The 19,310-nt window shown below is 67.2% G+C and carries 17 protein-coding genes; 14 read left to right on the forward strand and 3 right to left on the reverse strand.

Annotation, left to right across the window (positions count from 1 at the left end; all coding sequences use genetic code 11):
* Positions 1 to 92 precede the first annotated feature (92 nt).
* Positions 93 to 2,363 (forward strand): ribonuclease R, encoded by a 2,271-nt coding sequence (rnr, locus tag AC1RGU_RS08845; RefSeq protein ID WP_070060522.1) that lies wholly within the window; start codon positions 93 to 95, stop codon positions 2,361 to 2,363.
* Between the two features lie 67 nt (positions 2,364 to 2,430).
* Positions 2,431 to 3,195, forward strand: a complete 765-nt coding sequence (locus tag AC1RGU_RS08850) for an SDR family oxidoreductase (protein ID WP_492696023.1) — start codon at positions 2,431 to 2,433, stop codon at positions 3,193 to 3,195.
* Positions 3,196 to 3,204: 9 nt separating this feature from the next.
* Here the strand turns inward: AC1RGU_RS08850 and AC1RGU_RS08855 are convergent, their stop codons facing one another.
* Positions 3,205 to 4,668, reverse strand: coding sequence for an NAD(P)H-hydrate dehydratase (locus AC1RGU_RS08855; protein WP_492696025.1), 1,464 nt, complete (start codon positions 4,666 to 4,668; stop codon positions 3,205 to 3,207).
* Positions 4,669 to 4,711: 43 nt separating this feature from the next.
* Here AC1RGU_RS08855 and AC1RGU_RS08860 point away from each other — a divergent pair, with 43 nt between their 5' ends.
* On the forward strand, positions 4,712 to 5,131 hold the full coding sequence (locus AC1RGU_RS08860) for a hypothetical protein (RefSeq protein WP_492696027.1): 420 nt from the start codon (positions 4,712 to 4,714) through the stop codon (positions 5,129 to 5,131).
* Here AC1RGU_RS08860 and AC1RGU_RS08865 read toward each other — a convergent pair.
* Together AC1RGU_RS08865 and AC1RGU_RS08870 are read right to left on the reverse strand one after the other, a co-directional pair.
* Positions 5,121 to 6,374, reverse strand: a complete 1,254-nt coding sequence (locus AC1RGU_RS08865) for a D-amino acid dehydrogenase (protein WP_095745186.1) — start codon at positions 6,372 to 6,374, stop codon at positions 5,121 to 5,123. The genes AC1RGU_RS08860 and AC1RGU_RS08865 overlap by 11 nt on opposite strands.
* Positions 6,375 to 6,431: 57 nt before the next feature.
* A complete protein-coding gene (locus AC1RGU_RS08870; protein ID WP_492696029.1) occupies positions 6,432 to 7,754 on the reverse strand; it encodes an amidase in 1,323 nt (440 codons plus the stop codon).
* A gap of 205 nt (positions 7,755 to 7,959) precedes the next feature.
* On the opposite strand from AC1RGU_RS08870, the gene rpsB reads away from it, so the two are divergent.
* The 11 genes from rpsB to lpxD all read left to right on the forward strand — a co-directional run bounded on the left by rpsB (position 7,960) and on the right by lpxD (position 19,309).
* Positions 7,960 to 8,715 carry a 30S ribosomal protein S2 gene (gene rpsB / locus AC1RGU_RS08875; RefSeq protein ID WP_062471618.1) on the forward strand — a complete coding sequence of 252 codons (756 nt, stop codon included), beginning with the start codon at positions 7,960 to 7,962 and terminating at the stop codon, positions 8,713 to 8,715.
* An 81-nt stretch (positions 8,716 to 8,796) separates the two neighbouring features.
* Positions 8,797 to 9,720, forward strand: a complete 924-nt coding sequence (gene tsf / locus AC1RGU_RS08880) for a translation elongation factor Ts (protein ID WP_447743828.1) — start codon at positions 8,797 to 8,799, stop codon at positions 9,718 to 9,720.
* A 99-nt stretch (positions 9,721 to 9,819) separates the two neighbouring features.
* Positions 9,820 to 10,542, forward strand: coding sequence for a UMP kinase (gene pyrH, locus AC1RGU_RS08885; RefSeq protein ID WP_492696031.1), 723 nt, complete (start codon positions 9,820 to 9,822; stop codon positions 10,540 to 10,542).
* An 11-nt stretch (positions 10,543 to 10,553) separates the two neighbouring features.
* The gene (gene frr, locus AC1RGU_RS08890; RefSeq protein ID WP_062471609.1) at positions 10,554 to 11,114 is read left to right on the forward strand and encodes a ribosome recycling factor; all 561 of its coding nucleotides are present in this window, start codon (positions 10,554 to 10,556) and stop codon (positions 11,112 to 11,114) included.
* An 8-nt stretch (positions 11,115 to 11,122) separates the two neighbouring features.
* A complete protein-coding gene (gene uppS, locus AC1RGU_RS08895) occupies positions 11,123 to 11,848 on the forward strand; it encodes a polyprenyl diphosphate synthase (RefSeq protein ID WP_159271921.1) in 726 nt (241 codons plus the stop codon).
* Between the two features lie 24 nt (positions 11,849 to 11,872).
* Complete coding sequence (locus AC1RGU_RS08900; protein ID WP_070060528.1) at positions 11,873 to 12,718, forward strand: phosphatidate cytidylyltransferase; 846 nt, start codon at positions 11,873 to 11,875, stop codon at positions 12,716 to 12,718.
* Positions 12,715 to 13,902 (forward strand): 1-deoxy-D-xylulose-5-phosphate reductoisomerase, encoded by a 1,188-nt coding sequence (gene ispC, locus AC1RGU_RS08905; protein WP_492696032.1) that lies wholly within the window; start codon positions 12,715 to 12,717, stop codon positions 13,900 to 13,902. The genes AC1RGU_RS08900 and ispC overlap by 4 nt, the downstream gene beginning before the upstream one ends.
* A gap of 24 nt (positions 13,903 to 13,926) precedes the next feature.
* A complete protein-coding gene (gene rseP, locus AC1RGU_RS08910) occupies positions 13,927 to 15,300 on the forward strand; it encodes an RIP metalloprotease RseP (protein WP_492696033.1) in 1,374 nt (457 codons plus the stop codon).
* Between the two features lie 38 nt (positions 15,301 to 15,338).
* Entirely contained in the window at positions 15,339 to 17,771 is a 2,433-nt protein-coding gene (gene bamA / locus AC1RGU_RS08915) for an outer membrane protein assembly factor BamA (RefSeq protein WP_062471595.1), read from the forward strand.
* Positions 17,772 to 18,317, forward strand: coding sequence for an OmpH/Skp family outer membrane protein (locus AC1RGU_RS08920; protein ID WP_070060531.1), 546 nt, complete (start codon positions 17,772 to 17,774; stop codon positions 18,315 to 18,317).
* Positions 18,318 to 18,331: 14 nt separating this feature from the next.
* Complete coding sequence (gene lpxD / locus AC1RGU_RS08925; RefSeq protein ID WP_070060532.1) at positions 18,332 to 19,309, forward strand: UDP-3-O-(3-hydroxymyristoyl)glucosamine N-acyltransferase; 978 nt, start codon at positions 18,332 to 18,334, stop codon at positions 19,307 to 19,309.
* Position 19,310 lies beyond the last annotated feature (1 nt).

Raw genomic sequence — 19,310 nt, forward strand, 5'->3', positions numbered from 1 at the left:
GCCATCTGGGCCCACATGACTGCAGAAGCAGCCACGTTTTGAATTTCAGGAAAGAAGGAGATCATATCAAAAATAATGTCACTTCCAGCAGCTTGTTGGATGAAATCGAAGGAACTGTTCAAGGACATCGCGACGGGCACGGCTTCGTGCAGCGTGACGACGGCGAGGCAGACATCTACCTGCCGCCGAACGAGATGCGCGCGGTGCTGCACAAGGATCGCGTCAAGGCGCGCATCGTGCGACAGGACCGTCGCGGCCGCCCTGAGGGGCGCGTGGTCGAGATCGTCGAGCGACCCGAGCAGCCCATCATCGGCCGCCTGTTGCACGAAGGCGGGATCTGGCTCGTTGCACCGGAAGACAAGCGCTACGGCCAGGACGTCCTGATCCCGAAGGGCGCGACCGGCCCCGCCAAGGTCGGCCAGGTCGTGGTCGTCCAGCTCACCGAGCCGCCGGCCTTGTTCGGCCAGCCCGTGGGCCGCGTGAGAGAAGTGCTGGGCGAGATCGACGACCCCGGCATGGAAATCGAGATCGCCGTGCGCAAGTACGGCGTGCCGCATGAGTTTTCTGCGGAGTGCCTGGCGCAGGCCAAGGCCCTGCCCGAGAAGGTGCGCCCCGCCGACAAGAAGGGCCGCATCGACCTCACCGACGTGCCGCTCGTCACCATCGACGGCGAAGACGCCCGCGACTTCGACGACGCCGTGTACTGCGAGCCCGCGAAGGTGGGCCGCGGCAAGGGCTGGCGCCTGCTGGTGGCCATCGCCGACGTCAGCGCCTATGTGCAGACCGGCTCCGCCATCGACATCGATGCGTACGACCGCGCCACCAGCGTCTACTTCCCGCGCCGCGTGATCCCGATGCTGCCCGAGAAGCTGTCGAACGGCCTGTGCTCGCTGAACCCCGAGGTCGAGCGCCTGTGCATGGTGTGCGACATGCTGGTTGCCGCCGATGGCGAGATCTACGCCTACCAGTTCTATCCGGCCGTGATGTTCAGCCATGCGCGCTTCACGTACACCGAAGTCGCCGCCATCCTCGGCAACACGCGCGGACCCGAAGCGGCCAAGCGCAAGGACCGCGTCAAGGACCTGCTGAACCTCGCCGACGTCTACAAGGCCCTGCTCAAGCAGCGCGGCAAGCGCGGCGCGGTCGACTTCGAAACCACCGAGACGCAGATCATCTGCGACGACGCCGGCCGCATCGAGAAGATCGTGCCGCGCACGCGCAACGAGGCGCACCGCCTGATCGAGGAGGCGATGCTCGCCGCCAACGTCTGTAGCGCCGACTTCATCGCCGAAGGCAAGCACCCGGGCTTATTCCGCGTGCACGAAGGCCCGACGCCCGAGAAGAAGGAAATCCTGCGCGGCTACCTGAAGGCCATGGGCGTCGGCCTGAGCATCACCGACGAGCCGCGCCCCGGCGAGTTCCAGGCGATTGCCGAAGCCACCAAGGAGCGCCCCGACGCGCAGCAGATCCACACCATGCTGCTGCGCTCGATGCAGCAGGCGATCTACACGCCGATCAACAGCGGCCACTTCGGCCTGGCCTACGAGGCCTACACGCACTTCACCAGCCCGATCCGTCGCTACCCCGACCTGCTGGTGCACCGCGTGATCAAGGCGATCCTCGGCAAGACGCGCTACCAGCTGCCGATGCTGCCCACGCCCGGCGAGGCGCATGCCAAGCTGGCCAAGCGGCTCGCTTCGCGCGTCAAGGCGCCGACCAACAAGCCGCAGAAGGCGACCGTCGCGCCCAGCAAGGAAGTGCTGGCCTGGGAAGCCGCCGGCCTGCATTGCAGCGCCAACGAGCGCCGCGCCGACGAGGCCAGCCGCGACGTCGAGGCCTGGCTCAAGTGCAAGTACATGCGCGAGCACCTCGGCGAGGAATACGGCGGCGTGGTCACGGCGGCCACCACCTTCGGCATCTTCGTCACGCTCGATGCGATGTACGTCGAGGGCCTGGTCCACATCACCGAGCTCGGCGGCGAGTACTTCAAGTTCGACGAGATGCGCCAGGAGTTGCGCGGCGAGCGCACCGGCATCCGCTACGCCATCGGCACGCGGGTGCGGGTGCAGGTGAGCCGCGTCGACCTCGATGGCCGCAAGATCGACTTCCGCCTCGTGCGCGAAGGCGAGGACCTGACTTCGCGCGCCATGAAGGACAAGGGCGGCGCGCCGGTGAAGGCGTCGGCCAAGCGAAGCTCCCGCCACAAGGCGGAGGCCGGTGGCGAGTCGCGTTCGGAGCACGGTGGCGGCGGCGCTGCTGCGGTGCCCGCCGGTCCGCAATCGGCCATGCAGGCCTTCAAGTCGGCGGTGAAGAAAGCCGCCAACAAGATGCAGGGCAAGGGGCGCAAGCCCCGCCGCGGATGAGGCGCGCCGTGCACACTACCGGTTTGCTTACCGTGTGTATGGATCAGTTGAAAAGGAGACTTGGAGCATGAGCGTGGAAAACAACAAGGGCCGCATCGCGATCGTCACGGGCGCGGGGTCGGGCATCGGCCGTGCGGCCGCGCTGGCCCTGCTGGCGGACGGCTGGAGCGTGGCCCTTGCGGGGCGCCGCCTCGAGCCGCTGGAGCAGGTGGCGGAAGAATCGGGCGCGGGTGCGCGTGCCTTCGCGGTGCCGACCGACGTGGCCAATGCCGACTCGGTGCAGGCGCTGTTCGGCGCCACGGTCGAGCGCTTCGGGCGCGTCCATCTGCTGTTCAACAACGCCGGCGTGGGCAACCCGCCGGGACCGTTCGAGGACTGGACGCCCGAGCAGTGGAAGGGCGTGGTGGACATCAACCTCACCGGCATGTTCTTCTGCATCCAGCAGGCCTTCCGCACGATGAAGGCGCAGACGCCGCGGGGCGGCCGCATCATCAACAACGGGTCGATCTCGGCGACCACGCCGCGGCCGAATTCTGCCGCCTACACCTCGACCAAGCACGCGGTCGAAGGGCTGACCAAGACTGCTTCGCTCGACGGCCGCAAGTACGACATCGCGGTGGGGCAGGTGGACGTGGGCAATGCCATGACCGAGCTGGCCGCGCGCATGGCCACCGGCGTGCCGCAGGCCAACGGCGAACTCGCGATCGAGCCGCTGATCGACGTCAAGATCGTCGGCCAGTCGGTGCTCTACATGGCAAACCTGCCGCTGGAAGCCAACGTGCTCTTCCACACCATCATGGCCACGAAGATGCCCTTCGTCGGGCGCGGCTGAGTCCTGCGCTCAGTCGGGCGCGCGGCGGGCCAGCGAGCCTGCCGTGAGCGGGGCTGCATCGGCCGGCCACAGGTCGGCGATGCGGCCGTGCTGCCAGACGGTTTCGCATGCCGCCTCGAATGCGGGGCGGCGCATCGCGAGCGCCGCGCCGATCATGCCGGCGAGCACATCGCCGGTGCCTGCGGTGGCAAGGCGGGCATTGCCGGTCGGGTTGATGACCGGCGGCCCGTCGCTCGCGTCGGCAATCACTGTTCCAGATCCCTTGAGCGCTGTCACCGCGCCGAAGCGCGACGCCAGCGCACGGGCCGCGGCGAGGCGGTTGGCTTGCACGCCACCCGTCGTGTCGCCGAGCAGGCGCGCGGCTTCCAACGGGTGCGGCGTGAGCACGGTGGGAGCGCCGGCTTGGCCTCGCGCGATCAGTTGCGCCTGAAGTGACGGATCGGCGGCGATGGCGTTGAGCGCGTCGGCGTCGAGCACCAGCGCGGCGGCCGTCGACAGCACGCGCGGCAGCAGGTCGCGCACGGCATCGCCGCCACCGCAGCCGCATACGACCGTCATGCCGGCGAGGTCCAGCGCGTGGGCGTCGCGCAGCATCAGCTCTGGCTGCGAGGTGTCGACGGGCGCTGCGCGGGGATCGAGCAATCCGACGAACACGCGTCCCGCGCCCGCATGGAGCGCGGCCGAGCCGGCCAGCAGCGCGGCGCCGGCCATGCCCGAGGCGCCGCCGATCACGGCGACATCGCCGTAGCTGCCCTTGTGCGAGGCGTGGGTGCGCGGTTGGAGATCGGGCGCGCCTGCGAGGCGGGCCGTCGGTCGCTCCTGGATGAAAGGGCTGCAGCCCAGGTCGTCGAACCACACCGTGCCGGCCGCGTCGCGGCCTTGCGCCGTGAACAGGCCGGGTTTCAGCGTGAGGAAGGTGAGGGTGGTGCGGACCGATGCCGATGCTTGATCTGTGTTGGAGGCCAGCATGCCGGTGTCGGCGTCGAGGCCCGAGGGCACGTCGAGGCTGAGCACCGGTGGTGCGCCCGTGTGCATCCGCGCAAGCCATTCGGCCATTGCGCCCGACGGCGGCCGTGTCGATCCGATGCCGAGCAGCGCATCCACCGCCAGCTCGAAGCTTGATGGCGGCGCCGAGGCGAAGCCGACGCCCGCATCGCGCGCACGCTGCAGCGACGCCTTGGCATCCGCTGGCAGCCGGCCTTCATCGCCCACGAAGGTGACGACCGGAAAGAAGCCGCGATGCCGCAGTTGCGCCGCGGCTTCGAAGCCGTCGCCGCCGTTGTTCCCGGGGCCGCAGGCGATCCAGATCGTTCGCGCGTGCGGCGCGAGTGCCATTGCGAGCCGTGCCGCAGCGAGGCCGGCGCGCTGCATCAGCGTGTGGCGGGGTAGGGCGGAGGCGGCTGTCTGCTCGATGCGGCGCGTGGCGGCGATGTCGAACAGATCGGCGGCGCTGGCGGACGTGATGCGATGCATCGAGCCATTGTGCCGCCGACGCCGCGCCTCCTATCATCGACCGATGACGCTCAAGACCTTCGGCTGGTTGCTGGTTTTGCTGCTGGCGTGCCTGGCCGGGTTCGTTGGCACGGCCGCAGCGATGATCGCCGGCGCGGCCTGGGCGGTCGGCCTGCTGATCGTGGTGTGGGGGCTGTTCCTGCTGGCCGAGCTGTTGCGCCGGGTGCCGCTGCGCGACGTCGCCTGGGCGCTGGGCGTAGGCTATGGCATCGGCGTCATCCGGTGGCTCGACGTGCCGGTCGAAGCGGGGTCCGGCACGCAGTGGCTGATGCTGGGCGTGGACCTGGTGGTGCTGGTGTTCTTCGGACTGATTGCGCCGGCTGTCCTGGGGTTGATCGCCCAACGCTGGGCGCCCCGGCCCGAACTGCCGGTGGAAAAACCGGCCACCCCCGAGCAACTGCGCCGCTGGGGTTCTAAAGACTGAGCCGCTCGATCCCCAGGCCTTCGAGGTCGATGCCGGGGTCTTGCCCTCCAATCAGGTCGCCGAGCACGCGCGCGCTGCCGCACGACAGTGCCCAGCCGCTCGAGCCGTGGCCCAGGTTGAGCCACACGCCGGGAATGCCGCTGGCGCCCAGCACCGGCGGGCCGTCGGGCAGCATCGGACGGGCGCCCTTCCATTGCTGGATGCCCGACTGCAATGTGGCAGCGCCCGGGAACCAGTCGTGCAGCACCTTGTAGAGCGTCTGGATCGCGGCCGGGCTCATGGCGTCGGGCGAGCCGCCGATCTCGGCGCTGCCGGCCACGCGCACGCGCTGGCCCAGGCGGGAGATCGCAACCTTGTAGCGCTCGTCCATCACCGCGCTGCGCGGCGCGTTGAGCGGCTCGCGCACCGGGGCGCTGACCGAATGGCCGTAGACCGGCGCCAGCGGAATGCGCAGCCCCAGAGGGCGCAGCAGTGTGGCGGACGACAGTCCGGCGCAGACCACGATGGCGTCGAACTGCAGCGCGTCCGAGCCGCTGGCCAGTGTTAGCGAGGTGGGTGCGGCGCGGCTCAGGGGGGCGATATCGCAGTTGAAGTGGAACTGCGCGCCCAAAGCCTCGGCCTCCCACTTGAGCAGCAGCGCGAACTGGCGGCAGTTCGCGACCTCGTCTTCCGGCAGGTGGATCGCGCCTGCCAGCGGGGTGTCGGGGTTGAGCGCGGGCTCGATCAGGCGGGCCTCGTCGGCGTCGATTTCGCGGAACACGCTGCCGGCCGAACGCAGCACCTCCAGCCCGGGTTGCACCAGTTTTTTCTCGCGCTTCGAGCGCAGCAGCACCAGGTAGCCATCGCTGCGTTCGTAGCTCAGCTCCCGCGCTTCCGTCACCGCGTGCAGCCGGGTGCGGCTGTAGAAAGCCAGCCGCTGCATGCGGGCGCGGTTGGCCAGGTAGGTCTCGAGCTTGCAGGCCTTCTGCCAGCGCGACATCCAGCCGAGGTCGCGCGAACTCAGCGGCCAGCGCAGCTTGATGGCGCCGTGCGAAGACAGCAGCGAGCGCAGCACCTTGCCGCGCATGCCCGGTGCGGCCCACGGCGTGACATAACCCGGCGCGACCACGCCGGCGTTGGCAAAGCTGGCCTCTTCGGCTGCGGCGCCTCGGCGCTCGAACACGCTCACTTCATGGCCGTCGGAAACCAGTTCCCAGGCGGTGGTGACGCCGACGATGCCGGCGCCCACGATCGCGATTTTCATTGAAATGTTCTAGATAAAAGAGGCGGCTGACGCCCGTGAGGCGGGCGGTGACAGCGGTTATTTCTGTAGCGTGCGTTCGGCCTGGAGGGCCACCGCGAGCACGGCGTCGTCGTGCATCGCGCAGTGCCACAGCATCAGGCCGACCGGCAGTTCGCCGTCGGCGTGGCAGGGCAGCGAAATGGCGCAGCCGTCGAGCATGTTGATGATCGACGGGTTGCGCAGCAGCAGCGCGTTGACGCCGAAGAATTCGTCGTCGCGCTCGGCACCCGGTGCCACGCTGGCGATGGACGGCGCCGTGATCGGCACGGTCGGCGACACCACGGCGTCGAACGGTGCCAGCGCCTTCTCGACGCGGGCGATCCATTCGCGGCGGGCGCGGACCAGGTCGATGTACTCGTGTGCCTTCATGCCGGCGCCGCGCAGGATGCGCTGCGCCACGCGCGGGTCGTAGCCGGCGCCGCTGCGCTCCAGCAGCAGCCTGTGCCAGGCGTACGACTCGGCCGCCGAGAAGCCGCCGGTGGCGTTGATGGCCTGCAGGTCGGCCAGCTCGGGCAGTTCGATCTCGTGGATATGAGCGCCCGTGGCGCGCAGGGTCGCGAGGGTGCGCTCGAAGGCCGTGGCCACGGTGGGCTCGAGGTCGTCGAGGAAGACGTTCTTCACGACGGCCAGCCGGTAGGCCGACAGCGGCGCCGAGCCGGGCGTCACCTGCCGCGCCGAGAGGATCTCGTGCGCGGTGACGGCGTCGCGCACCGAGCGGGTCATGGCGCAGACGGTGTCGAGCGTGGTCGACAGCGGCAACGCGCCGTCGGCCGGCGTGAGGCGGGCGGTGTTCTTGAAGCCGACGATGCCGTTCAGCGCGGCCGGGATGCGGATCGAGCCGCCGGTGTCGGAGCCCAGGCCGATGAAGGCCGCGCCGCTTGCCACCGAAATCGCCGCGCCGGACGACGAGCCGCCCGGAATGCGTGGCGTGGCGGTGTCGCTCGCGTTGGCTGGCGTGCCGTGGTGCGGGTTGACGCCGACGCCGGAAAAGGCGAACTCCGTCATGTTGGTGCGCCCGGTCAGCACGCCGCCGGCGGCGCGCAGCCGCGCCACGGCGAGCGCATCGGCCGGGGCGGCCGGTGCGTGCGAGAGCACGGCCGATCCGGCGGGTGTCGGTTGGCCGGCGACGTCGAACAGGTCCTTGCTGGTGAAGGCAAGCCCGGCTAGCCGGCTTTCGGGCGCCGATGCGGCGGCGGCCACGCGGGCCTCGTCGAACATCGTGCGGGTGAAAACGTGGGCGCAGGCCGGGGATTCGGAGAGCGCGATGGCGCGCTCCATTTCGGTGCGCGCATCGGAACCGCCAGCCAGAAGGGTGAGACGGGTGGCGTGAAGGTCGTTCATGGCGTCGAGGGTACCTTGGAACGGCTCGGTTCGAGAGAGGAGGGGGTGGCCGCCGTGCTATACTCTTTGGGTTTCGCTGGTTATGCGACAGTTTTGTCGCCGCCAGTCAAGCACATCCGCAAACCGGCCCAATCAAGGTGTTGCGACCCCGTCGAAGGGGCGCAAAACGGGCTGGATTTTAGACCCAACCTTTGGAGTAAATTCAATGTCGACCACCATGCGCGAAATGCTGGAAGCCGGTGTCCACTTCGGTCACCAAACCCGCTTCTGGAACCCCAAGATGGCTCCGTTCATCTTCGGTCACCGCAACAAGATTCACATCATCAACCTGGAAAAGTCGCTCCCGATGTTCCAGGACGCGATGAAGTACGCCAAGCAACTCACGGCCAACCGCGGCACGATCCTGATGGTCGGCACGAAGCGTCAAGCCCGTGAAATCGTCGCTGCAGAAGCTCGCCGCGCCGGCGTGCCTTTCGTTGACACCCGCTGGCTCGGCGGCATGCTGACCAACTTCAAGACCGTCAAGACCTCGATCAAGCGTCTGAAGGACATGAAGGCCCAGCAAGAAGCCGGCCTCGACAGCCTGAGCAAGAAAGAACAGCTCACGTTCTCGCGCGAAATCGCGAAGCTCGAGAAGGACATCGGCGGCATTCAGGACATGGCTGCGCTGCCCGACGCCATCTTCGTGATCGACGTGGGCTTCCACAAGATCGCCGTGGCCGAAGCCAAGAAGCTCGGCATCCCGCTGATCGGCGTGGTCGACTCCAACCACTCGCCCGAAGGCATCGACTACGTGATCCCCGGCAACGACGACTCGTCGAAGGCCGTCACGCTGTACGCCCGTGGCATCGCCGACGCCATCATCGAAGGCCGCAACAGCGCCGGTGGTGACGTGGTCAAGGCCGTTGCCGAAGGCAGCGGCGACGAATTCGTCGAAGTCGAAGAAGGCGCTTCGGCCTGATAGGCGCGTTCGCGAGCCTGAAGAAGGGGCTTGGGTGCCCCTTTTTTTTAACCTGATTTTTGGATTTACGGAGATACACAAATGGCTGCAATCACCGCAAGCATGGTCGGCGAACTGCGCGCGAAGACCGATGCGCCCATGATGGAATGCAAGAAGGCCCTGACGGAGGCCGACGGCAACATGGAAAAGGCCGAAGAGCTGCTGCGCATCAAGCTTGGCAACAAGGCTGGCAAGGCATCGGGCCGCATCACCGCTGAAGGCGTGGTCACGGCTTTCGTCGACGGCGCTGCCGGCGGCATGATCGAAATCAACTGCGAAACCGACTTCGTCACCAAGAACGACAGCTTCCTGGCCATGGCCAACGCTGCCGCGATGCTGGTCGCCAAGAACAACCCCGCCGACATCGCCGCGCTGGGCGCGCTGGCTTACGAGCAGGACGGCTTTGGCCCCACGCTCGAAGACGTGCGCAAGGGCCTGATCGGCAAGATCGGCGAGAACATGAGCTTCCGCCGCTTCAAGCACTTCACGGGCAACGGCAAGCTGGCGTCGTACCTGCACGGCACGCGCATCGGCGTGATGGTCGAATTCGAAGGTGACGACACCTCGGCGAAGGACGTCGCGATGCACATCGCCGCCATGAAGCCGGTCGCCATCCAGGCCTCGGACGTGCCTGCCGAGCTGATCGAAAAAGAGCGCGCCGTGGCCGCTGGCAAGGCTGAAGAAGACCGCAAGGTCGCTGAAGCCGAAGGCAAGAAGCCGCAGCCGGCCGACATCGTTGCCAAGCGCATCGAAGGCGGCGTGCAGAAGTACCTCAAGGAAGTCTCGCTGCACAACCAGCCGTTCGTGAAGAACGACAAGCAGACCGTCGAGCAGATGCTCAAGGCCGCCAACACCACGATCAAGGGCTTCACCCTGTACGTGGTCGGCGAAGGCATCGAGAAGAAGGTTGACGACTTCGCTGCCGAAGTCGCTGCCCAGGTCGCTGCTGCCAAGGCTGCCGCCTGATCCGGCAGGCCTCCAAGCGGCGGTGCGCGACAGCGTGCCGCCGCTTTTTCGCCGCCACGTTTTACACTCGCCCCCGCCAACCCTCTAAGGAAAATGCCCATGTCTGATGCCCGCCCAGCCCACAAGCGAATCTTGTTGAAGCTGTCGGGTGAGGCATTGATGGGCGATGACGCCTTCGGCATCAACCGCGCCACCATCGTGCGCATGGTCGAAGAAGTGGCCGAGGTCGTGAACATGGGCGTCCAGGTGGCGGTCGTGATCGGCGGCGGCAACATCTTCCGCGGCGTCGCGGGAGGCTCCGTCGGCATGGACCGCGCCACGGCCGACTACATGGGCATGCTGGCCACCGTCATGAACTCGCTGGCCCTGGCCGATGCGATGGACAAGCAGGGCCTCGTGGCCCGCGTGATGTCCGCCATCGCCATCGAGCAGGTGGTCGAGCCCTATGTGCGTCCCAAGGCCTTGCAGTACCTCGAAGAGGGCAAGGTCGTGGTGTTTGCGGCCGGTACCGGCAACCCCTTCTTCACGACCGACACGGCCGCCGCGCTGCGCGGTGCCGAAATCGGCGCCGAGCTGGTGCTCAAGGCGACCAAGGTGGACGGCGTGTACACGGCCGATCCGAAAATCGACCCCAATGCAACCCGCTACGCCACGTTGAGTTTCGACGAGGCGATCGCCAAGAACCTCGGCATCATGGACGCCACGGCCTTCGCGCTGTGCCGCGATCAGAAGCTGCCGATCAAGGTGTTCTCGATCCTCAAGAACGGCGCCCTCAAGCGCGTCGTGATGGGCGAGGACGAGGGCACGCTGGTGCATGCCTAGGAGTAAATGAGATGACCATTGCAGACATTCGCAGTGCGACCGACGCGAAGATGAATCAGTCGCTCGCCGCCTTCCAGAACAACCTCACCAAGATCCGCACGGGCCGCGCCAACTCGGCGCTGCTCGACTCGATCCATGTCGAGTACTACGGCTCGCAGGTGCCGCTGAGCCAGGTGGCGAACGTGTCGGTGCTCGACTCGCGCACCATCAGTGTCCAGCCCTGGGAAAAGGGCATGGGCGCCAAGATCGAGAAGGCCATCCGCGAAAGCGACCTGGGCCTGAACCCCGCGTCGATGGGCGACCTGATCCGCGTGCCGCTGCCCGCCATGAGCGAAGAGCGCCGCAAGGAAATGACCAAGCTGGTCCGCAACGAAGGCGAAAGCGCCAAGATCGCCACGCGCAACCTGCGCCGTGACGCGAACGAGGCGGTCAAGAAGCTCGTGAAGGACAAGTTGGCCTCGGAAGATGACCAGAAACGCGCCGAAGGCGACATCCAGAAGGTCACCGACAAGCACATCGCGGAAATCGACCGTCTGGTCGCCGCGAAAGAAGCGGAGATCATGGCCGTTTGAGGCTCCGCATGGCCTCCTCGCCGCAGACGACGCCCCCTCCGCACCACGTTGCCATCGTCATGGATGGCAATGGCCGGTGGGCCACCAAGCGCTTCCTGCCCCGCGTGGCGGGGCACAAGCAGGGCGTGGAGTCGCTGCGGCGCTGCGTCAAGGCCTGCGCCGACCGTGGCGTGGGCGTGCTCACCGTGTTCGCGTTCTCCTCGGAGAACTGGAACCGTCCCCCTGAAGAAGTCTCCGGTCTGATGCAGCTGATGGTCGGGGCGTTGGCGCGCGAAGTGCCGCGCCTCAATGCCGATGGCGTGCGGCTGCATTTCGTGGGCGAACGCGCCGGCCTGTCCGACAAGATGGTGGCCGGCCTAGTGTCGGCCGAGCAGACCACGGCCCACAACTCGCGTCTGATTCTCAACATCTGCTTCAACTACGGCGGGCGCTGGGACATCGCGCGCGCCGCGGCCAAGCTCGCCGAGCAGGGCCTGCCCATGACCGAGATGAACCTCGATCGCGCCATGGCGCTGGCCCACGTGCCCGACCCCGACCTGTTCATCCGCACGGGTGGCGAGCAGCGGCTGTCGAATTTCCTGCTTTGGCAGAGTGCCTACGCCGAGCTGTTCTTCAGCGACAAGCTGTGGCCCGAGTTCGACGAGGCTGCGCTGGACGAGGCCATTGCCGCGTTCCAGGGTCGCGAGCGTCGCTTCGGCCAGACCTCGGCGCAGGTCTCGGCTTCCGCGGCCTGACAACGGCCCGACACCACCTTCCGCATGCTCAAACAACGCATCCTCACGGCGATCGTGCTGCTCGCGATCCTGCTGCCGGCGCTGTTCTACCGAAACCACATTCCCTTCGCCTGCGTGATGCTGGTGCTGATCGGCGCCGCCGCGTGGGAGTGGGGGCGCCTGAACGGCTACGGGCAGGGCATGTCGCTGTTCCTGGGCGCCGAGATGGTGGCGCTGTGCGGGCTGTCGTGGTGGCTGGGGCTGCTGGAGCAGCGCCTGTTTCTCATGTGGTCCCTGGCCAGTGCGGCCTGGGTGCTCGGCGGCGCGGCGCTGCTGCGCGTCGCGGTGCCTGGCTGGCCCCGCATTCCGCGCGGGCTGCGGCTGGTGGGCGGCCTGCTGGCGCTGTGGGTCGCATGGCTCGCGGCGGTGCAGGCGCGCATGGTCGGCATCAACTTCCTGCTGTCGATTCTGGTGCTGGTCTGGGTGGCGGACGTGTTCGCCTATTTCGCCGGCCGCGCCTTCGGCCTGAAGTTCACGCGCGCCAAGCTGGCGCCCGCCATCAGCCCCGGCAAGAGCTGGGAAGGTGTCTGGGGCGGCATGGCCGGCGTCATCGTGCTGGCGTTCGCCTGGGTCTGGGCCGACAAGAGCCTGGGCGCCACGGTGCCCAGCCTCTACACCCGCCTGCATGAGCGCGGCTGGTGGCTGCTGCTGATCGGGGCGGTGTTCCTGGCGGCGATGAGCGTCGTCGGCGACCTCGTCGAATCGCTGATCAAGCGCAGCGCCGGCGCCAAGGACAGCAGCCGGCTGCTGCCCGGCCACGGCGGCGTGCTCGACCGCGTGGATGCCCTCTTGCCGGCACTTCCCATTGCCATGATGCTGGCTTTCCTGTGAACACTCCCAAACAACGTGTCACGGTGCTTGGCTCGACCGGTTCGGTCGGTGTCAGCACGCTCGACGTCATTGCCCGCCACCCCGAACGCTTCGAGGTGTTTGCGCTCTCGGCGGCCACCAAGGTCGACGAGCTGCTGGCCCAATGCGCGCGCTTCTCGCCGCGCTTCGCCGTCATGGCCAGTGCGCCGCATGCCGCGCTGCTGGCCGAAAAGCTCAAGCAGAACAACCTGCCGACCCGCGTCCTGATGGGCGACGATGCTCTCGAAAAAATAGCGTCGGATGACGAAGTCGACGCCGTGATGGCCGCCATCGTCGGCGCCGCTGGCCTCGCGCCATGCCTGGCCGCCGCGCGCGCCGGCAAGCGCCTGCTGCTGGCCAACAAGGAGGCGCTGGTCGTCGGCGGCGAGCTGTTCATGCGCACGGTGCAGGAGGGCGGCGCCACGCTGCTGCCCATCGACAGCGAGCATTCGGCCATTTTCCAGTCGCTGCCCGAAGACCCGTCCACCTGGGCGCGTCGCATCGACAAGATCATCCTCACGGCGTCGGGCGGCCCGTTCCGCACGCGCGCGCCCGACACACTGGGCGCCGTGACGCCCGAGCAGGCCTGTGCGCACCCGAACTGGGTCATGGGCCGCAAGATCTCGGTCGACTCGGCCACGATGATGAACAAGGCGCTCGAGGTGATCGAGGCGCGCCACCTGTTCGGCGTGTCGCCAGAGCAGATCGAGGTCGTCATCCACCCGCAGAGCGTGGTCCATTCGATGGTGCAGTTCACCGACGCCTCGGTCATCGCCCAACTCGGCACGCCCGACATGCGGGTGCCGATCGCGGTCGGGCTGGCTTGGCCGGAGCGCATCGAAAGCGGGGCGGCACGGCTCGATTTCCGCCAGATGGGCTCGCTGACCTTCGACGCGCCCGATCCTGCGCTGTTCCCCGGTCTGGGCCTGGCGTGGCAGGCCTTGCGCGCCGCGTCGGGCACCACGGCGGTGCTGAACGCGGCCAACGAGGTGGCTGTGGCCGCCTTTCTCGACCGGCGCCTGCGTTTCGATCGCATTCATGCGGTCAACCTGGAAACTTTGGAGGCGGTCATGCCCTCCAAGCCGGCATCGCTGGCCGACCTGCTGGCGCTCGACGCCAGCGCCCGCGAGGCGGCCAATGCCGCCGCGGCACGTTTCGCGGCCTGATTCCCTACTGCGCAGAGGACCCCGATGCTCACCGTCATAGCTTTTGTGGTCGCTCTCGGCGTCCTCATCGCGGTCCATGAATACGGCCACTACCGCGTGGCCGTGGCCTGCGGCGTCAAGGTGGAGCGCTTCTCGGTCGGCTTCGGCAAGGCCCTCCTGCGCTGGCAGCCCAAGCGGCAGCATCCGGGGCAGCAGACCGAGTTCGTGATTGGCGCCTTTCCGTTCGGCGGCTACGTCAAGATGCTCGACGAGCGCGAAGGCCCCGTGGCGCCCGAGGAGCGGCACCGCGCCTTCAACACCCAGCCACTGCGCTCGCGCGCAGCCATCGTGGCCGCCGGTCCGATCGCCAACCTGCTGCTGGCGGTCGTTCTGTACACGGCGGTCAACTGGATCGGCGTCGATGAGCCCGTGGCCAAGCTGGCCCGGCCCGTGGCGGCGTCGCTGGCCGAGGCGGCCGGCCTGCGCGGCGGCGAACACATCACCCAGGCCGGTTTCGATGGCGACCTGTCGCCGGTCCAGTCCTTCGAAGACCTGCGCTGGCGCATGACGCGCGGCGCGCTCGACGGCCGCGACCTCACGCTCGAAGTGGCGGGCGAGGGCGGTCGGCCCGGTCGCCAGCTGGTCCTGCCGCTGAGCCGCATGGAGGCCAAGGACGCCGATCCGCAGATGTTTCGCAAGATCGGCGTGGTCGCACCGCTGACCCGTCCCGAGATCGGCGAGGTCATGGCGGGCAGCGCGGCGGAGCGTTCGGGCCTTCGCCACGGCGACCTGGTCCTGGCCATTGGCGACACCCCCATCCTCGACGGGCAGCAGCTGCGCGAAGTCATCCGTGCCTCGATCGATGCCTCCGGGCAGGCGCGCACGCAAACCTGGCAGCTCCAGCGCGGCGGCCAGCCGCTCTCGCTCGAAGTCAAGCCGGAAGTGCGCGAAGAGGGCGCTACCAAGGTCGCGCGCATCGGCGCCTACGTCGGCGCGCCGCCCGAGATGGTCACGGTGCGCCAGGGCGTCATCGACGGCGTCTGGCGCGGCGTGGTGCGCACCTGGGAGGTGTCCGCGCTCACGGTTCGCATGATGGGCAAGATGCTGATCGGCGAGGCCTCGATCAAGAACCTGAGCGGTCCCTTAACAATTGCTGATTACGCCGGCAAGTCCGCCAGCCTCGGTCTGACGCAGTACCTGGTCTTTCTCGCGCTCATCAGCGTGAGCCTCGGGGTGCTCAACCTGATGCCGCTGCCGGTCCTCGATGGGGGGCACCTGATGTATTATCTTTGGGAGGGGCTGACCGGGAAAAGCGTCTCCGACGCCTGGATGGAACGGCTGCAGCGTGGCGGTGTCGCCTTGCTGCTGGTGATGATGTCGGTCGCACTCTTCAACGACGTCACGCGGCTCTTTGGTTAACTTTCTGCCGGCCCTTTCCGTGCCGGCCCAATTCACAGATGAACACAAACTTCAGTCGCTTTCGCCTGCGTAGCGTTGCCGCGGTGGTGGCCAGCACGCTGGCGGCCACGGCCGCTTGGGCCGTCGAGCCTTTCACGGTGCGCGATATCCGCGTCGAAGGCTTGCAACGCGTCGAGGCCGGCACGATCTTCGGATCGCTGCCCCTGCGTGTGGGCGACACCTACAGCGACGAACGCGGCTCGGCCGCGATCCGCGCGCTGTTCGACCTGGGGTTGTTCAAGGACGTGCGCATCGACGTCAACGGCAACGTGCTGGTGGTGATCGTCGAAGAGCGGCCCACCATTGCCGACGTCGACTTCGTCGGCGCCAAGGAATTCGACAAGGCTGCGCTGCAGAAGGCGCTGCGTGAAATCGGGCTGGCCGACGGTCGCCCGTACGACAAGGCCCTGGCCGACCGCGCGGAGCAGGAACTCAAGCGCCAGTACGTGAGCCGGAGCCTCTACAACGCGAACGTCGTGACCACCGTCACGCCCATCGAGCGCAACCGCGTGAACCTGACGTTCACCGTGACCGAAGGCGAATCCGCCCGCATCCGCGAAGTGCATGTGGTCGGCAACAAGGCCTTCAGCGAATCGACGCTGCTGAGCCTGTTCGACCAGGACAGCGGCGGCTTCATGAGCTGGTACACCAAGTCGAACCAGTACTCGCGCGCCAAGCTCAACGCCGACCTCGAGACACTGAAGAGCTACTACATCACCCGCGGCTACCTCGAGTTCCGCATCGATTCGACCCAGGTCGCCATTTCGCCGGACCGCAAGGACCTGAGCGTCACGGTGAACATCACCGAAGGCGAGAAGTTCGTGGTGGCGGGCATCAAGCTCGACGGCAACTACCTGGGCCGCGACGACGAGTTCAAGTCGCTCATCACGATCAAGCCCGGCGAGCCCTACAACGGCGAGCAAGTCACCGAGACCACCAAGGCCTTCAGCGACTACTTCGGCACCTTCGGCTACGCCTTCGCCCGCGTGCAGGCGCGTCCGGACATCGACCGCGTGAACAACCGCGTCACGCTCACGCTGCAGGCCGAGCCCTCGCGCCGCGTGTACGTGCGCCGCGTGTCGGTCGGCGGCAACAACAAGACGCGCGACGAAGTGATCCGCCGCGAGTTCCGTCAGTTCGAAGCCTCGTGGTACGACGGCGACAAGATCAAGGTCTCGCGCGACCGCGTGGACCGCCTGGGCTTCTTCACCGAAGTGAACGTCGAGACCCAGGAAGTGCCCGGCTCGCCCGACCAGGTCGACCTGACCGTCAACGTGGCCGAGAAGCCCACCGGCACGCTGCAGTTGGGTGCCGGCTACTCGAGCGCGGAAAAGGTCGCGTTGACCTTCGGCATCTCGCAGGAAAACGTGTTCGGCTCGGGCAATTTCCTGGGCGTGCAGGTCAACACCAGCAAGTACAACCGCACGCTGTCGCTGACCACCACCGACCCGTACTTCACGAAGGACGGCATCTCGCGCACGATCAGCGTCTACCACACGACGACGCGTCCGTACTCCACGAACGAAGACGGCGACTACAAGCTGGTGAACCAGGGCGCCTCGATCCGTTTCGGCGTGCCGTTCAGCGAACTCGACACCGTCTTCTTCGGCGTCGGCCTGGAGCGCTACGCGTTCGACCCGAACCGCTCGGCGCTCGCCGGCCTCACCACGCCGCAGTCGTACCTGAACTACTTCCACTGCGGCAAGGACGCGACCGGCTGGTTCGTCACCAGCTGCGACCAGAAGAGTGTCTGGGGCATCCCGCTGACCGTGGGCTGGGGCCGCGACAGCCGCGACAGCGCGCTGGTCCCGACCACTGGCCGCCTGCAGCGCGCCAACCTCGAGTTGGGCGTGGGCGGCGACATGAAGTACCTGAAGACCAGCTACCAGTACCAGCAGTTCTTCGCAATCAACAAGCAGTACACCTTCGCCATCAACGGTGAAGTGGGTTATGCCAAGGCCTTCGGTGGCAAGGTCTACCCGATTTTCAAGAACTTCTACGCCGGTGGCCTGGGTTCGATCCGCGGCTTCGAGCAGAACTCGCTGGGCCCACGCGACCAGCCGCTGCTCGGCCAGACCGAAGGCGCGGCACTGGGCGGTACCAAGAAGGCCATCTTCAATGCCGAGCTGAGCACGCCGTTCCCCGGCGCCGGCAACGACCGCACGCTGCGCCTGTACGGCTTCTTCGACGTCGGCAACGTGTTCGGTTCCCGTGCACCTAACGTGACGGACGAGCAATGGAAGGCCCAGAAGAAGCTGCGCGCCTCGGTCGGCCTGGGCATCAGCTGGATCTCGCCGCTGGGCCCGCTGCGCCTGGCCTACGCCTTCCCCGTCAAGTCCCAGAAGGAAGTGACGGATCCGAGCACCGGGTTCGTCGTGATCCCGAAGGATAGAATTCAGCGCCTCCAATTCCAGATCGGAACGTCTTTCTAAATGAAGCATTTGATTCGCGCCGCCGCCGGCGCGTTCCTGATTCCCGCTTTTGCCCTCATGGCTGCGCCCGCGCAGGCCCAGGAAAGCTTTCGCATCGGTTTCGTGAACCCCGACCGTGTGCTGCGCGAAGCGCAGCCGGCCAAGACCGCGCAAGCCAAGCTCGAGGCTGAATTCCTCAAGCGCGAAAAGGACCTGACCGTGCAGGGCGATGCGTTGAAGACGGCCTCGGAGAAGTTCGAGCGCGAGGCACCGACCCTGTCGGAAAGCCAGCGCGTCTCGCGCCAGCGTTCGCTGGTCGACCAGGACCGCGACTTCCAGCGCAAGCGCCGCGAGTTCCAGGAAGACCTGAACGCGCGCAAGAACGAAGAGCTCCAGCAGGTCTACGAGCGCGCCAACCGCGTGGTCAAGCAGGTCGCCGAAGCTGAAAAGTACGACGCCATCCTCCAGGAAGCGATCTACATCAACCCGAAGCACGACATCACCGACAAGGTGATCAAGGCGCTCAACGCGTCGGTCGGCTCCTCTGCGCCTGCGGCCGGCAAGTAACGCCGCGAACCGGCGTGTCGCTGCAGCTCGGAGCCATCGTTGACGCCCTCGGGGGCGAGCTTCATGGAGATGCCACGCTGTCCATCGAGCGGCTCGCGCCGCTTCAGAATGCACAGCCCGATGCGCTCAGCTTCCTGAGCCATCCCAAATACCAGCAGGAACTGGCCGCCTCCAAGGCGGCCTGTGTCATCGTGTCGCCCGCCATGCGCGAGGCTGCCGCGGCGCGTGGCGCCTACATCGTCACGCCCGACCCGTACTACTACTTTGCGCGCCTGACGCAGCTGTGGAAAGCGCACCATGCGCGCCCGGAAGCCGATCGCATCCATCCCTCCGCCGTGATCCATCCCGAAGCCCATGTCGACGCCACCGCGCGCATCGGCGCGCTGTGCGTGGTGGAGCGGGGCGCGCGCATCGGCGCGGGCACCGTGCTGAAGTCGCGCGTCACGGTCAGCGAAGACTGCACCATCGGCGAGCGCTGCCTGCTGCATCCCGGCGTGGTGATCGGGGCCGACGGCTTCGGCCTCGCGCCGCACCAGGGCGCCTGGGTCAAGATCGAGCAGCTGGGCGCGGTGCGCATCGGCAACGACGTCGAGATCGGTGCCAACACCTGCATCGACCGCGGCGCGCTCGACGACACCGTCATCGAAGACGGCGTGAAGCTCGACAACCTGATCCAAATCGGCCACAACGTGCGCGTCGGCAAGCACACTGCCATGGCGGGCTGCGTCGGCGTGGCCGGCAGCGCCACCATCGGTGCCCGCTGCACCTTCGGCGGCGGCGCCATCGTGCTGGGTCACCTCACGGTGGCCGACGGCGTGCACGTGTCGGCGGCGACCGTGGTGACACGCTCCATCCGCAAGGCCGGCCAGTACACCGGCATGTTTCCGATCGATGACAATGCGAACTGGGAAAAGAATGCGGCAACACTCAAGCAGTTGCACAGCCTGCGCGAACGACTGAAGGCGCTGGAAAAAGCCCCCTCGAAACAATGAC

It is taken from the genome of Variovorax sp. GW823-FHT02B07 (assembly GCF_058797695.1).